The sequence below is a fragment of the Alicyclobacillus acidocaldarius subsp. acidocaldarius DSM 446 genome, from assembly GCF_000024285.1.
GTDB lineage: Bacteria > Bacillota > Bacilli > Alicyclobacillales > Alicyclobacillaceae > Alicyclobacillus > Alicyclobacillus acidocaldarius.
In genome coordinates, this window is sequence record NC_013207.1 from 1 (window position 1) to 14,743 (window position 14,743).

Annotated in this window: 14 protein-coding genes and 2 pseudogenes; 15 read left to right on the forward strand and 1 reads right to left on the reverse strand. The window is 53.1% G+C overall.

Going from position 1 to position 14,743, the window contains the following annotated elements; genetic code table 11:
• Positions 1 to 78 precede the first annotated feature (78 nt).
• The 10 genes and pseudogenes from AACI_RS15045 to AACI_RS17385 form a co-directional block, all read left to right on the forward strand.
• The gene (locus AACI_RS15045; RefSeq protein WP_012812173.1) at positions 79 to 357 is read left to right on the forward strand and encodes a sigma factor-like helix-turn-helix DNA-binding protein; all 279 of its coding nucleotides are present in this window, start codon (positions 79 to 81) and stop codon (positions 355 to 357) included.
• Between the two features lie 182 nt (positions 358 to 539).
• Entirely contained in the window at positions 540 to 1,433 is an 894-nt protein-coding gene (locus tag AACI_RS16425) for a hypothetical protein (RefSeq protein ID WP_218917127.1), read from the forward strand.
• A 6-nt stretch (positions 1,434 to 1,439) separates the two neighbouring features.
• Complete coding sequence (locus AACI_RS15655; RefSeq protein WP_049763381.1) at positions 1,440 to 1,748, forward strand: STAS-like domain-containing protein; 309 nt, start codon at positions 1,440 to 1,442, stop codon at positions 1,746 to 1,748.
• 283 nt (positions 1,749 to 2,031) lie between these two features.
• A complete protein-coding gene (tnpA, locus tag AACI_RS16640) occupies positions 2,032 to 2,364 on the forward strand; it encodes an IS66 family insertion sequence element accessory protein TnpA (protein ID WP_012812175.1) in 333 nt (110 codons plus the stop codon).
• Complete coding sequence (gene tnpB / locus AACI_RS15055) at positions 2,358 to 2,720, forward strand: IS66 family insertion sequence element accessory protein TnpB (protein WP_041708557.1); 363 nt, start codon at positions 2,358 to 2,360, stop codon at positions 2,718 to 2,720. The genes tnpA and tnpB overlap by 7 nt, the downstream gene beginning before the upstream one ends.
• 49 nt (positions 2,721 to 2,769) lie before the next feature.
• A complete protein-coding gene (locus AACI_RS16645) occupies positions 2,770 to 2,940 on the forward strand; it encodes a hypothetical protein (RefSeq protein ID WP_012812177.1) in 171 nt (56 codons plus the stop codon).
• A 100-nt stretch (positions 2,941 to 3,040) separates the two neighbouring features.
• Entirely contained in the window at positions 3,041 to 4,840 is a 1,800-nt protein-coding gene (locus AACI_RS15060) for an IS1634 family transposase (protein WP_245530859.1), read from the forward strand.
• A gap of 68 nt (positions 4,841 to 4,908) precedes the next feature.
• Positions 4,909 to 6,498, forward strand: coding sequence for an IS66 family transposase (gene tnpC / locus AACI_RS15065; RefSeq protein WP_012812179.1), 1,590 nt, complete (start codon positions 4,909 to 4,911; stop codon positions 6,496 to 6,498).
• 207 nt (positions 6,499 to 6,705) lie between these two features.
• Positions 6,706 to 7,077, forward strand: a complete 372-nt coding sequence (locus AACI_RS17055) for an ABC transporter permease (RefSeq protein WP_342626168.1) — start codon at positions 6,706 to 6,708, stop codon at positions 7,075 to 7,077.
• A 248-nt stretch (positions 7,078 to 7,325) separates the two neighbouring features.
• Positions 7,326 to 7,527 (forward strand): annotated as a pseudogene (locus AACI_RS17385) (IS1634 family transposase); the annotation flags it as partial.
• 200 nt (positions 7,528 to 7,727) lie between these two features.
• Here the strand turns inward: AACI_RS17385 and AACI_RS15075 are convergent.
• On the reverse strand, positions 7,728 to 8,465 hold the full coding sequence (locus tag AACI_RS15075) for an ankyrin repeat domain-containing protein (RefSeq protein ID WP_012812180.1): 738 nt from the start codon (positions 8,463 to 8,465) through the stop codon (positions 7,728 to 7,730).
• A 580-nt stretch (positions 8,466 to 9,045) separates the two neighbouring features.
• Between AACI_RS15075 and AACI_RS15080 the strand changes: the two are divergent.
• The 5 genes and pseudogenes from AACI_RS15080 to AACI_RS15100 all read left to right on the forward strand — a co-directional run bounded on the left by AACI_RS15080 (position 9,046) and on the right by AACI_RS15100 (position 14,581).
• A pseudogene (locus tag AACI_RS15080) lies at positions 9,046 to 10,699 on the forward strand (IS1634 family transposase).
• 411 nt (positions 10,700 to 11,110) lie between these two features.
• Positions 11,111 to 12,394, forward strand: a complete 1,284-nt coding sequence (locus tag AACI_RS16205) for a PQQ-dependent sugar dehydrogenase (RefSeq protein WP_245530856.1) — start codon at positions 11,111 to 11,113, stop codon at positions 12,392 to 12,394.
• Positions 12,395 to 12,916: 522 nt separating this feature from the next.
• Entirely contained in the window at positions 12,917 to 13,522 is a 606-nt protein-coding gene (locus AACI_RS15090; protein WP_012812183.1) for a helix-turn-helix domain-containing protein, read from the forward strand.
• Complete coding sequence (locus tag AACI_RS15095; protein ID WP_012812184.1) at positions 13,519 to 13,860, forward strand: AzlD domain-containing protein; 342 nt, start codon at positions 13,519 to 13,521, stop codon at positions 13,858 to 13,860. Before AACI_RS15090 ends, AACI_RS15095 begins: the two co-directional genes overlap by 4 nt.
• Before the next feature lie 7 nt (positions 13,861 to 13,867).
• On the forward strand, positions 13,868 to 14,581 hold the full coding sequence (locus tag AACI_RS15100) for an AzlC family ABC transporter permease (protein WP_012812185.1): 714 nt from the start codon (positions 13,868 to 13,870) through the stop codon (positions 14,579 to 14,581).
• The last annotated feature ends 162 nt before the right edge of the window (positions 14,582 to 14,743 follow it).

Below are 14,743 nucleotides of genomic sequence, written 5' to 3' on the forward strand. Positions count from 1 at the left end.
TGGGCATGGAGGATCTTCTCACTTGGCCGCTTGTCTTATTTCTATCCGGTGCGTTGTTGGGGGTCGGAGGCTACTTCGGTGCTCGCGCGGATGAAATGCACATCGCGCAGATGGCGGCGCAGAACGCGGCTAGCGTGGCTGTCGCTTCTCAGTCTACGCGAGATGGTGTGCCTCTTCGCGTATGAGCACGGGATGACGTACTCAGCGATTGCACGCGAGCTGGGAATCACGCGCGGCGCGGTGCAGAACTATGTGGAGCGGGCGCGAGAGAAGCTGGTGAGGGCGGAGGGGGTGCAGTTGGGGTTGTGGAGGGACGATGAAGATGAAGAAGGAAACTTTTTGTTTCGTGTTGAATAGTAAGTACGTCAATATCACGATACGAATCCGCATCGGAGTTAATGCGCAGAAGTGGTAACCGATCGGTTGACAGAGCTCTTCACGGACGATGCGCTTCACGTACACGGTGTTGAAAATGATTAGTCGTAGAAAGATGATCATACCACGGAGGTTTCACGCTGTTGCGGGTTCAGAATACGTTCGTGTCGAATCTTCAGTTTGGCGAAGATATTGATGCGTGCTTGGAACAAATACAAAACGTGCGAGATGAAATTAGAATTGAAGATGCGAGCCGGATTATTGTGAATATATCTTTCGGTTTTACTTCACCTTGTGTGTTAACAGCCGTCACAGCGTTCCTTTTGGAACTCAAGCATCACTGTAATGGAAATCTACATTGTTGTGTGAATGGATATGAAGATTATCTCTCTAGGGTTAATTTTTTTCAAATATTAAATATACCTTATGAGGAGAGATTCCGTCGCCACGATGAGCAAGGCCGCTTCATACCTTTAACACATTTTACTCGCGAAGAAGAGGTGTATGGCTTTTCTCGCAGAGCTTCTCAGGTTCTAAAGACACAGGGAGCAATCATCGATAATATCATTCCGATTGTCGATTATTCACTTAACGAAATACTTGGAAACGTGTTCATCCATGCTCGATCCCCATATGGTGCAATAGCATTTGTGATGACAAGGCCAAAACTCAACATTACAGAAATATGTATTGCAGATTCGGGATTAGGTATTCCTAATACATTAAGGCAGAATCCTAGATACTCACATTTGTCTGATCTTGAATGTCTTGAAAAGTCGTTGGAGTTTGGAGTTACGGGAGGAAATGGACAGGGGAACGGACTTTATCATGTACGACGATTCATTGAGGAAAATCGGGGTGTGTTTAAAATTTACTCACCAAGGGGGATGCTATGTATGAATAACGGCAACATATCGGTATGCGAGAAGCATCGTTGGCAAGGAACTTTGCTGCATATGGAGATAAACAGGTTACAGTTTGTTAATGTTGAACGTGTGTACGGAAAAGATCATATTCCGACTGATGTGCTTGACTATATGATGGATGATTTATGGTGAAGGCGAGTGAAAGAGACCATGCTGATTCGATTCGCAGAACACACTGAGTTAATGGGCGGAAGAATGGGTGGTAAAAAGGTTCGAATGATGATCGAAAGCATGATAATGAACCTCAGCGATGGCGAGAAACTAATCTTTGACTTTGAAGGTGTTTCTGTGATACCAAGTTCGTTTGCTGACGAGGTGTTTGGGAAACTTGTCGAAGAGCATGGTTTAGACCGGATACGAAGCTTAACTACTTTTCGAAACGTCGATCCTTTCGTATCTTCTATCATTCGCTTGGTCATATCGTCTAGACAAATGCACACAGTATAGATAAGATTACCCATATTTTTCTATAATAGTCTCTCTTTTCGTCTTCAAACAGAACATATGTTCGTGCTTGTGAAGTGTAAGCGTAAACCGAAACCCTCATGGCTTTTACCCTCTCGTCGCTTGAAAATATCATCATCAAGCCACGGGGGGGGTCTTGTATGCGAGAGCACATGTCTCACCAGGAGCGCCGTGAACTTTGGGTAAGCGTCAAACCAAACCCACATGGTGTTTGCCCTCCTGCTGCTTGAAAATGGGCTCATCAAGCATTCGGGAGGTTTCTTGTATGCGAGAGCACATGTCTCACCAACAGCGTCGTGAACTTTGGCGTGAACGTATCGCTGCCTTCTACGACAGCGGCCAGTCCGCCAGTCAGTTTTGCGCTGAGCACGGTCTGAAACCCCATCAGTTCTGGTACTGGCTTCGCCGACTACGAAACGAAACCGCACCTAGCACGCATGACACGACCTTCGTGTCGGTCGTGACGACCTCATCACCTTCGGACGCAGGCCGTTCGCCCCTGACCCTGCGCATTGGTTCGGTCGAGATTGACGTCCATCCTGGCTACGACGCCTTGACACTTGCTGAGCTCATTCGGCTCGTGATGCACGTTTGCTAGCCTTCGACTGGACTTCGGATCACCGCGTGTATCTCGTCTGCGGCGCCACAGACATGCGCAAATCCATTGACGGACTCGCCGCACTCGTTCAGGCATCGTTTCAACTCGATCCGTTTTCGCCATGCCTGTTTGTCTTCTGCAATCGGCAACGGGACAAGCTCAAAATCCTGCACTGGTCGCACAACGGCTTTTGGTTGTACTATCGGCGCTTAGAACGCGGTCGATTCGATTGGCCAGAGACAGGCGATGCCAAGACCATGGTGATCACACGGCGCGAGCTAAACTGGCTCCTGGATGGCCTGCCGCTCGAGCAGCCCAAAGCGCATCGAGCTGTGCCTGTCCGTTCTGCGATTTAAGTAGGCCACATCAGCAGGAATCGGATCTAGGTCGTCGAATGCTTAGGGCATGACGCAGGAGAACGGCACCATCCTCATGACCGAACAAGAATACGAAGCCCTTCAGCGGGAAAAGGAGCAATTGCGCCAACAGGTGGCCTACTTGGAACTCAAGTTTGACAGTAAGACGCCTCATCCGAAGGTCCGAACCGCGCTACAGCGCGGTTTTTTCGCCGTTTAGGGGCGATTTGTTTGCGAAAATGTAGGTCAAACTTTTTGTGCATAATCGTTGCTATATTGGTATGTATGCTTTATCGTTGTGGATATAAATTCTCGCGGTGGTGATCCTCTTGTTCGCGCAAATTGTATCCACAAAGAAGCCCGACGGTAAGACCTACAAGTATCTCCACATCGTTGAGTCCTACCGTGAAGGTCGGACGGTCAAGAAGCGGCGTGTCGCAAGCCTAGGCAACATCAGTCAATATTCTGAGCGCGAAATCGAACAGATTATCCGGACCCTCGAGTCTCTCCTACAACATCGCACCACCGGTTCGCTCGAGGACTTCGAGGCCCAGCAGGTACTCCATTTCGGCGTTCCGTATGTGGTGCAATTTTTGTGGAACCAACTCGGGCTCACCGAGGCCATTCGTGACGCCCTGCGTGCCCGCGAGGTCACCTTTGATGTCGCGCGGTACGTCCAAGCCATGGTCATTCATCGGCTCGTCGATCCCTCGAGTAAGCTTCGCCTCTTTCACACGCTGGACGATCTCTATCTTCCCGACTGGGGCGGGGAGCCGTGGCAGCTTCAGCACTTCTATCGAGCGCTCGACTATCTTGTCGACATCAAGCCTCAACTGGAACGCGTGTTGTACGCGCGACTGACAGACTTGCTGAACTTCAGGCTCTCGTTGGTTCTGTACGACTTGACCAGCACTCATCTCCACGGGCACGCCTGTCCCTTAGGAGAGCATGGGTATTCGCGAACGCATCGCCCCGACCTCGAGCAGGTGGAGCTTGGGCTCCTGGTGACCCCTGAAGGCATTCCCATCACGCACGAAGTGTTCGCGGGCAACGTGTCCGACAAGCAAACCGTGCCGGACATCTTGAAACGTCTGAAGGAAGACTTTGCGGTCGAGCAGTGCGTGTTCGTGGGTGACCGCGGCATGGTCACGGAAAAGAACATGGCCCTGATGGCGGAGGCGGGATTCCCGTACATTGTCGGGTTCCACAAGCGCGGGCGCATCGTGAGCGACGCGTTGCTGGAACAGTTTGCAGACGTCAACGCCTACCACGAACTGAAAGACAACCTGCGCTACCTCGAGGTGCCCGCCGCAAGCGTGGACGACGTCGAAAAGGCCGAAGGCGTCCGATACATCCTTTGCTACAACCCGGAGAAAGCGCGTCAGGATGCCGCGTTTCGGGAGAGCGCGCTGGAGGAGGCTGAAACGGGTCTGAAAGCTTTGGCGGAGAGCTTGGCGAAACCGAAGCGCGGCCGAAAGCCGACCGACAAAGGCGTCATGCTCAAGGTGGCGGACCTGTTGACCAGAAAAGGGGTTGAAGCGTTTTTTCAGGTCGATTACAAGGACGGCATCCTGACGTATCGGCGCGATGAGGACGCCATCACCAAGGAAGCACTGCGCGACGGAAAGTTCCTGATTCGAACCAATACGGATTTGCCTGCAGCCGACGTGGTCCAATCGTACAAGACGTTGATGGGGATCGAACGTGCGTTTCATCAAATCAAAAACTTCCTGGATGTCGGGCCGATCTATCACTGGAATGAGCAGCGGGTTCGCGGGCACATCTTCGTCTGCGTGCTGGCCTACCTCTTCGAGCAGGAGATGCAAGTGCTCTATCGCCGCCAATGGGCCCATGACAAGGCAGTAGCGGAAAGTCTTGCATGCGTTGAAGAGCAGGCCAAGGTGCTAGCCGAACTCGAGTCGCGGTGGTACACCGGCGAAGCCATCGTACGGGAACTGAGACGCTGGAAAGCGGTGCGCGCCACATTCTTGGACAAGGAGTTCGTCAGTGTGACCAAAGCGACGGACCAGGCGAAGGCCATCCTCACGAGCCTAGGCATTCCGACGCCAAACAAGACCTTGTCGGTGACGAAAGTCCCATCCATGACGCCGGACGAGTAACGGCACAAGATGTCACAAGACGAATCGCACTCCAACGAGCCCCGCAGCGACGCGGGGCTAACGTGCGTGTGGTACAAACTTGCCCCTACAATCCGCGTCATATCAAGGGTACTGTCAAACTTGAGTTGGAAGAGCAGATCCATCTGCTCCGTCATCGTCTGTTTGGCACATCGAGCGAAAAGCGCCGCAAGCCCCAGACCGATCCCGACAGCATCCAGCTCCCGTTGTTCAACGAAGCCGAAGTCGAGGCGGACGCCCAAGCTTCGGAAGAGACCGTGGAAGGCAATGCGGAAGCGACGTCGGAAGGCGTGGAGACGGAGACCATCACGTATGAGCGCCGGAAGCCTCGTGCGGCGCGGGAGCGTGACGCCTGGCTGTATCAGGGCGAAGCAGACGAGGTCGTCGAATACCGACTGTCAGATGACGAGCGAGTCTGCTCGAAATGTGCGGGTGAGCTTCACGAGATGAGCCGTGAGATCACGCGACGCGTGAAAATCATCCCGGCGCAGATGAAAAAAGTCGAGTACGTGCGGTACGTGTACACCTGCCGGCACTGTGAAGCGCAGGACGTGGAGACCCCTGTGGTGCGCGCGCCGATGCCGAAGCCGGTGCAGGCGAAGAGTCTCGCGACGCCGGAAGCGGTGGCATACGTGATGGCGAAGAAGTTCGTCGACGGGATGCCATTGTACCGACAGGAGCAACAGTTTGCGCGGCACGGGTATCCGTTATCCCGCCAGACGCTGGCGAATTGGGTAGTGCACGCGGCGGAGACGTGGTTAGAGCCGCTCTATGCGAAACTCCGCCAAGTGCTCTTGGCTCAGCGCTATCTGCATGCGGACGAAACGACTCTGCAAGTGTTACATGAAGCCGGGCGCGCGGCGCAGACCCAGTCGTACATGTGGGTGTACCGCAGCAGCATGAATGGACCGCCCCTTGTCCTGTACGATTACCAGGAAACGCGGAGCGCGGAGCATCCGCGGCGGTTCTTGGCAGGGTTTCAAGGGTATCTGCACGTGGATGGATACGCGGGCTATGAGGGCTTACCGGATGTCACCCTTGTCGGATGTTGGGCACATGCGCGGCGAAAATTTGACGAAGCCCTCAAGGCGGTGCCTTCCAAAGAGCGAAAGGGCAAGACGGCTGCCGAAGAAGGATTATCGTATTGCAACGCGCTGTACGCGGTGGAGAAGAAGCTGAAAAACGCAAGTGCCGAAGAGCGGCAACGTGTGCGGATGGCCAAAAGTAAGCCCATTCTGGACGCGTTTTTGGCATGGCTTGAAAAGCAGGAACAGCAGGTGTTGCCGAAAAGCGCGTTGGGACGAGCGGTGAGCTATGTCCTGAAGCAGTGGCCCAAGCTGATTCGGTATGTCGAAAACGGGTATTTGGAAATCGACAACAACCGATGCGAGCGGTCATTGAAGCCATTTGTGATCGGACGGAAGAACTGGCTTTTTGCCAATACGCCGCGAGGAGCACGAGCCAGTGCTGTGACATACAGCATCGTGGAGACAGCGAAGGAGAATGGACTGAATCCGACCGCGTATTTGACGTATCTCTTTGAACGGATGCCGAACATTGACCTCAAGGATGAAGCGGCGTTCGAGGCATTGTTGCCTTGGTCCGAAGGGCTCCCTGAAGGGATTCGAGTGAGAAAATGAAAATTACAAAGGCCCTGCCCGCTTGACGGCAGGGCATCTTCGTGAATGTAATGCGCAAGGTGTGGTTCGGTTGACGCTTACATTGAAAATGAAGTCCTAACTCAATTACTCCGTGATCACCAGTGGACAATCCCTCTGTCTGATTATAGCGTTTTTACGCAGGATAACCTTATATCGTCATCCAATTCGTTAAAGCATCTATTCAGCATATTCGTCTGGGTTGCTGATTTTGTCTCGTTTGTTGTTGGGGGAATCGGAATCATGAACGTCATGCTGATGGCTGTGTCGGATCGACACAAAGAAATCGGTATTTACTTATCTTTTGGTGCAACCCGTCGATTTATTATTCAACACTTTCTCTTAGAATCGTCTATGCTGAGTCTGGTCGGTACAGTGTTTGGTATCCTACTGGGAACAATGACAGGTATGCTTTTAATGATGAAAGGCATCCCTATTAGTTTCAATGTGTGGGTCTATACTGAGGATATCGCGGTCGGGGTGTTAATCGGTACTCTCTTTGGTCTTTATCCGAGCTTACGAGCTGCAACAATGACTCCAGGAGTAGCTTTGCGTCACTGATTCTGAGTCTCGAGTTTATACCAATTCAAGGGAATGAACTATATTCACCCTTTTGGTGCTGTGCGAACGGGATTTGGCGAAGCCTTACGGGAGGGTCGCTTGTATGGCAATGTCATGTTGTCCTCGCCGTGAGTACATCCCGACTTCGACAGTTAGGCAAAGCACGTAGACTCATGGATGGATGTGGATCCTACTGCGGCGCGGCTTGTCGGACTTATCCAAAGGCATGCGCCGATCGCATGTGCTGCATCGCGGAGGTCCAAACTGGGCGCACATGATCTGACATCCGCTCCCACATGCAAGCGATGCACCGGGTGACCAAGAGCACACCGGACGGCATCGTCGTGCAGCACACAGAGACGACCGATGCAGCGAGAGATCCTGCGAGCCTTGAGGATTAAGGAACCACCGAGGATCCTGAAGGTAGAACCTCGGGCAAGAGGGTTGTAGACACTACACGAGTTATCCACAGGTCCCACGAATCCACGTCGGACATGGGTTTGTGGGATTTGTATGACTACAAAGTGTCGAAGTCGGGTACAGGGAACACGGCATTTTCAATTTTAGCGCTCCGTCATGTTCATCGAGTTCGGGCAGTACAGTATTTTGCACATTCGCCCCGCTGTCCAATGCCGATAGACATACGCCAATTACTCTTTTGAGGACTTGGCACCTTTGCTTCTCAGCCATGTGACCATGATATCCCTGCGGGTGTCAATACTACCTGCGGCATCTAGAGGCGTCAAGCTCGTGTAGTCAGGAGTTGCATTAATGTCTGCACCCCTGCTGAGCAGGTACTCGGCTACCCTACGCTGGCCTCCATGGCACGCGTGCCAAAAAGCTGCATTAATTTCATCCGGCTTAGGTGAAGGATTTGAAGCCATAAGTTCCTCTACGCGAGACATCATCCCCAGAGCTGCTGCATGCCAGAGGACTTCGACACGAGCACCCCGCTGTACCAAAAGTCGAGCCACGTTCCAACATCCATAACCCACTGCATTGTCCAAAGGGGTGCCACCAGCGATTGAGCCACCCAGCACTTCAATGTCGGCTCCGCCATCTATTAAGGCAGCGGCTACATCTACATCGTCGTTACTGGCCGCCCAATGTAATGGGGTCTCTGAGAATTTCCCTCCAGTGGTCGGAGCGTTCGGATCGGCTCCCGCTTCGATGAGCATTTTCACGATCACTGGTCCGTTGGGGAAGTATCCTGGCCAGTCAGTAACAACGTGAAGAGCAGTGCGAGACCCTCCTTTATTATCAACCACCCGCTTTGAAGCCAAGCCGGGATTTCCATCCAACAGACGACGCACTGCATCGACGTCGCCAGTCCGAACGGCGTGCACGAATGATAAGACCACCGGATCGGTATGCTTAAGAATCTCCATAGGGCCCTCCTTGACTATTTCGTTTGATGACTCTAACAAGGTGATTGTACTTCATCTTCGTGGCTTATATCAACGTTCTGCGTTTCCCGTTTTCTGTAATAAGAGTTGTTCAAGAAAAGCGTATGGCTACGCGATACCGCATAAACGACCGCCACGTCTTCTGCATATCGAGACGAAGAAATACACCACAATCAACCAAGTTGGGGATATTTGGCGTGTGTGAATGGATGAGTAAACGTAGACCAAAGAAAAGTTGCGAGTTGCGATTGTGAACGTTTACTGTATACGTCAACTGTTTACGTTTACCTAAAGATGAGCGCTAATAGAGTTGTGAGAAAATCGCGTCGCACAGCCGTTCAAGTTCAGCAATTTTTTCGCGAATGATCTGAACCCCGACTTCGACAGTTGGACATAGCACGTAGACTCATGGATGGATGTGGGATCCTATTGCGGCGCGGCTTGTCGGACTTATCCACAGGCATGCGCCGTGTTTTCATTTGTATTTTTGTAGGCATGCGTTTTGTTGTGGATAACTTTATTTTGTCGTTTACAAGTGTAGTACATGCCGTATCATGTGGGCATGTATATCCGAGTCATTCGCCGAAAAAACAAGAACGGTTCTGTCACCGGTTACGTGCAGTTGGCCCATAACTATCGCGATCCCAACACCGGCCAGCCCAAGGCCAAGGTCCTCTACACCTTCGGCCGCGAAGACGAAATCGACCTCGAGGCCCTCCGGCGCCTTGCCCAGAGCATCCATCGCTTCGTTGGCGACGAGTTTACCGCCGGACGTGGTCAGTCGGAGGGCATCCAAACCACGCTGCTGGATAGCCGTCCTATGGGAGGGGCGTATCTGCTAGACGAGCTGTGGCGACAGCTTGGATTGGATGAGGTCCTGCGAGAGCGGCTTGCCGACCGGAAGTTTAAGGCGGCTGTCGAGCGTGTCATCTTCGCCATGGTCGCGAATCGCGCGTTGGCGCCAAGCAGCAAGCTGGCCATGGAAGAATGGGTCGACCGTGAAGTGGCTCTCCCCGGGATGACCGAGTTGGACGTGTGGCAGGCATACCGGGCAATGGACTTTCTCCATGATGTGGCGGAAGACCTGCAATACGAGGTCTTCCGGCGAGTGAGCGATCTCTTGAACCTGGACGTGGACCTTCTGTTCTTTGACACGACCTCCACGTACTTCGAGACGGAGGACGAGTCGGACGACAGTCTGCGACGCAAGGGGTATTCCAAAGACCACCGGCCCGACTTGCCTCAGGTGGTGATCGGGCTTGCGGTGACGCGGGACGGCATCCCCGTCCGCTGCTGGACGTGGCCTGGCAACACAGCGGACATGAGCGTGGTCGAGGAGGTCAAACAGGACCTCATCGGTTGGCGGCTTGGTCGCGTGATCACGGTCGTGGATCGAGGTTTCGTCTCAGAGAGCAATTTGCGGATCCTGCAACGCGCCGGGGGTCACTACATCGCTGGGGAGAAGATGACCTCCGGGAAACCAGCGGTGGAAGCGGCGTTGGCGCGCCCTGGACGTTTTCGTGAGCTTCGTCCCAACCTGAAAGTGAAGGAGGTCGTGGTGGGAGACGGAGAGGCCCGGGTCCGTTACGTGTTGGCGTTCAATCCCGAGGAAGCCAAACGCGATGAGGCGCGGCGGGAGGCCATGTTGCGCGAGCTTCGGATGGAGTTGGAACGCCTCAAAGAGCTTCAGGGCGAAGCGCACACGAAGGCCCACTGTCGGCTTGCGAGCCATCCCACGTTCAAGCGTTATCTGAAACAGGACCGATGGGGGAACCTGCGAATTGACCCGGAGGCCGTGCGGCAAGCGGCTCATCTGGACGGGAAGTACCTGATCCGCACCTCCGATGACACGCTGTCGACGGAGGATGTCGCACTGGGATACAAGCAGCTTCTGATGGTGGAGTCCGCGTTTCGGACGCTGAAGACGACGTTGGACATACGTCCCGTGTATCACCGGAAGGACGAGCGGATTCGTTCGCATGTGCTGCTTTGCTGGCTGGCCTTGTTGTTGGTGCGCATCGCCGAAGTTCAAATAGGGCGATCCTGGCCCGATATCCGCTCCCACGTGCAAGGCAATGCACCCAGTGACGCCTTCAGGCGGGATCGCTGTGCAGCGCACCGAAACGACCGAGGTGCAGCGGGAGATCCTGCGAGCCTTGAGGATCAAGGAACCGCCGAAGATCCTGAAGGTAGAACCTCGAACACGAGGGCTGTAGACACTACACGAGTTATCCACAGGTCCCACGAATCCACGTCGGACATGGGTTTGTGGGACTTCGTATGACTACGAAGTATTGAAGTCGGGTCTTGCTGAAAGGCGAATCCATGCGAAAATCACGCAATAGCTTGTCGCAGAACGACGAAACTGAGTAGTTAAACGGCAGGCCATCTGCCTGTCCAAGACTTATCGGAACGAGTGTCCAAGAGTTATTGGATTGAGTGTCCAAAAGCGTCGGAATGCGCAGGTCTGATATCTAAATCAGACGCATATGCGAGTATAGGCAGATTGAATGATTCGGTGCACCATATTTCACTCAGTTCCGCTACACAATTTTCCTGTCAATCTGGCAATAGTCGATGCTTAGTTGATTGGAAGGAGGAAAATAGCTTTGGGGCGAGCTAGGCCCTTGAATCCCGATGACATTATTGTACCTTCACAGTACCGGATTGAGGTTTTCGCTGAAGGCTTAACAGCACCCATCAGTCTGACCTTCATGGACACAGGGGATATGCTTGTCGCAGATGCCGGGATCACTGATGGGAACGGTAAGGTTCTAAAACGCACAACAAATGGCTTTGTGGTGATAGCGGAAGGTTTTGACCCTCCTTTGACAGGAATTAATGTCTATCAAGGGCATATTTATGTTTCCCATCGAGGCACAATCACAGTTGTGAAACCGGATGGTCACAAACAAGATATCTTGAGTGGACTGCCAAGCTGGGGTGATCATCATAACAATCAGGTGGTTTTTGGGCGGGACGGAAAAATGTATTTCGGACAAGGGACGGCAACGAACTCCGGTGTAGTGGGCGAAGATAATAGATGGGTAAAGAAATATCCGTTATTCCATGATTATCCCGGCATGTCGATTCGGCTGTCAGGTCAAAACTTCATCACGAGGAACGTTCTGTCGCAGGCGGCGCACGATCTAGCGGTCACAGGGGCTTACTCACCGTTCGGTGTGCCAACGAATCCCGGGGAGCAGGTCAAAGAGATCGTGAAAGCCAGTGGAAGCATTTTACGTGCTAATCCAGATGGTTCGGATCTACAACTGGTTGCATGGGGGTTACGTAACCTATTCCGAATTAAATTTGATCGTAAAAATCGACTCTTTGCTGCAAACCACGGGATGGATGAGAGAGGAAGTCGTCCGGTTGCTAACTCCCCGGACGAGTTCCACAGGATACGATTCGGTGTATGGTATGGATGGCCAGATTATACGGGAGGATACCCGGTAACTTTGCCTCGGTTTAAACCGGCCGGAAAGCCGCAACCGACATTCCTACTGTCTGAGCACCCTATGCTTCCACCACATCCTATTGCCATATTCGCACCTCATTCCGCCATCATGGGATTTGATTTCAATTACGATCCGAACTTTGGACCGGTGGGAGAAGTCTTTATCGCCGAATTTGGAAGTGAAGCTCCTGGGACGACAGGTGGAAAACCAGCACCTCGAGTCGGCCATCGTGTCTCACGGATCGATATAAAAACAGGCAAGGTAAGGAACTTCGCTATGAACCGTTCAGGATATGCAGCTTCCCACACAGGAAGCGGAGGATTGGAACGGCCAATCGATGTCGTTTTTGGTCCAGATGGTAGCATGTATGTTGTTGATATGGGCATAACAGTTGGATTCGGCAATTTAATACCTAATACCGGTGTGATTTGGCGGATCAGTCGAACATAACGTGTCGGACGGTGAGCTTAGCCGGGTTGTCGTCCCGGGATGGCTAGACACAGTGACACTGAACGGATGCGATTCTCCAACATTCGGGATGGATGTGTATATTTCGTCGAGGAAGGCTAGAACAACGATATGCCGGAGTTGGGATTAAACAGTGCACACCGCGAATTGATAATGAAAGAATAAGTTGGTCCGAGGTGAGCCCTTGGAGACCGTCCGCAAGCATGCGCCACTCACATGCGTTGTATCGCGGAGGTAACTAAGACGCATCTACTCGGACATCCGATCTCACATGCAAATGATACATCAGGTTACGAAGAGCACTCCAGACGGGATGGTCGTGCAGCGCACGAACACGACCGGGGCGTAATAGAACCTTAGACGAGAGGACTGTAGAGGCTACGCGAGTGATCCACAGGCCCCACGAACTCGCATGGGTAAAGGGTTCGTGGGACTTTATAGACTACGAAGTGTCGCAGTTGGATTCCCCGCAGACACACTGTTCGATATATAGAACGTCTAACCTTGATTTTGTTCGATATATCGAATATACTCATCCACATGAATATCATGAAAATTGTTTCAAACAACTTGAGGGCGCTGCGCCTAGCTCGCGGATGGTCCATCTCGGAACTCGAACGCCGATCGGGTGTGGCCAAGGGCACGATTTCGCAACTTGAATCTGGATATGGCAACCCCACGGTTGCGACTCTGTGGTCGCTCGCCTCGGCCCTGTCGGTCCCGTTCAGCGATCTCATACAAACAGCGAAGGAGACCGAGTCAGTACACGAATCTCCTGTGCTCGCAGAGCCATCAGGCACCACGCGTTTTGTCGACCGTGTGACGATGGAGGGAATGATCGAGATCTATGAGATGGTGTTGTCGAAGGACGACGAACGCGTTTCGGAAGCGCACCCGCTCGGCATTATGGAGCACATTCTTGTCGTTCAAGGTCGCATGGAAGTAGGACCGATAGGTCAAGAGATTGCACTCAATCCAGGCAGCTACACGACGTTCCCTGGCTACGTCCGACATGTGTACCGCTCGCTCGATGAAGAGGCTCGAGCCGTTCTCTGGCTCGTGTATCCCTCTATCCGAGCAGGTCACGAGGGAGAAGGTGCTACGCTATGACGACGCATTCATTACTTTGGGCTGTGATTATTGTGGGAGCTGGCACGTACCTCATTCGAGCCCTTTCCCTCATCGCAGGTTCGCACCTCCGGTGGCCCTCCTGGGCTCAGGACTGGATCACCGCGCTGACTCCGGCAATTTTGGGATCGCTTTTCGCACTGCAGATCGCGCCAACGCCTTCGTCCATTGAGCATTCGAATTGGATTGCCGAGGGCACTGCGTTTGCTGCCGCAGCGGTCGTCGCATGCCGATCGCGCAACCTGCTTCTGACGGTGGCCGTCGGGCTTGCACTCTTTGCGGGCGTATCTAGGATTCCCTGGATGTTAAGTTGGGGATGATGATCGGATGGGTCGTGCATCTGCTGAACTCAGAACTGAATTGAGTCGGGCGCTACGCGACGCGTTACCTATTGCCAGCGCCTACGTCCCTGTCGCCGCGACATTCGGCCTGCTCGCGACACTCAATCACATTCCTGCGTGGATCGCCCTGATGATGTCTGCGTGGATCTTCGCTGGGGCAGCCCAATTCATGATGGTATCTCTCGCTGCTGCAGGAGCACCGCTGCCCATTTTGGTGACCACGATGATGGTTCTCAATGCCCGACACGCCGTCTACGGCATCACGCTCGGGCCGCGACTGACGGACTGGAGAACGCGAGACAAGTGGATTTTCGCGTTCGGTTTGACGGACGAAGTCTTCGCCGTGTCTGCGGCGCGGGCAAATGAATGGAAACCATCCCCTCCCTATGAGTGGATGCTTTCAGGAACAGCCTACACGTCCTGGGGTGTCGGGACCATTTCTGGCATCTTGATGGGGGAAGCGGTGCCTAGTGCATTGTCGAATATCTTGGAGTTTGCGCTGCCCCTGTTGTTTCTTGCGTTGCTGATTTTGGTTTCTTCGCGTGTGACCGACGGAATCGTGGCGGGACTGGGAGGCGTTCTAGCTGTGATCTTCGCTTGGCTTCATCGGGAATCGTTCGGACTCATTATGAGTCCCCTCGCGGCTGCGACGGTTGGTTTACTCATAAACCGCCTCACAACTCGTCGTGCTGATGCATAATTCACCAACCAGGAAGTCCCTAGGTATGGATAGGTATGGATCACAGGCAGAAAAAATGTCACACACTTTGACTATGGCTGAATTTGCGGGTGAAGTTCGCCAAATATCCCCGACTTCGATACTTTGCATGTTGTATCACGACTAGTGTCGAGATCGAGGTGA

What these genes read in the sequence shown, in the direction of transcription:
- AACI_RS15100 (WP_012812185.1), top strand. Translation starts at nt 13,868, where the DNA reads ATGGGTCGTGCATCTGCTGAACTCAGAACTGAATTGAGTCGGGCGCTA.
- AACI_RS16645 (WP_012812177.1), top strand. Translation starts at nt 2,770, where the DNA reads ATGACGCAGGAGAACGGCACCATCCTCATGACCGAACAAGAATACGAA.
- tnpA (WP_012812175.1), top strand. Translation starts at nt 2,032, where the DNA reads ATGCGAGAGCACATGTCTCACCAACAGCGTCGTGAACTTTGGCGTGAA.
- AACI_RS15095 (WP_012812184.1), top strand. Translation starts at nt 13,519, where the DNA reads ATGACGACGCATTCATTACTTTGGGCTGTGATTATTGTGGGAGCTGGC.
- AACI_RS15075 (WP_012812180.1), bottom strand. Translation starts at nt 8,465, where the DNA reads ATGGAGATTCTTAAGCATACCGATCCGGTGGTCTTATCATTCGTGCAC.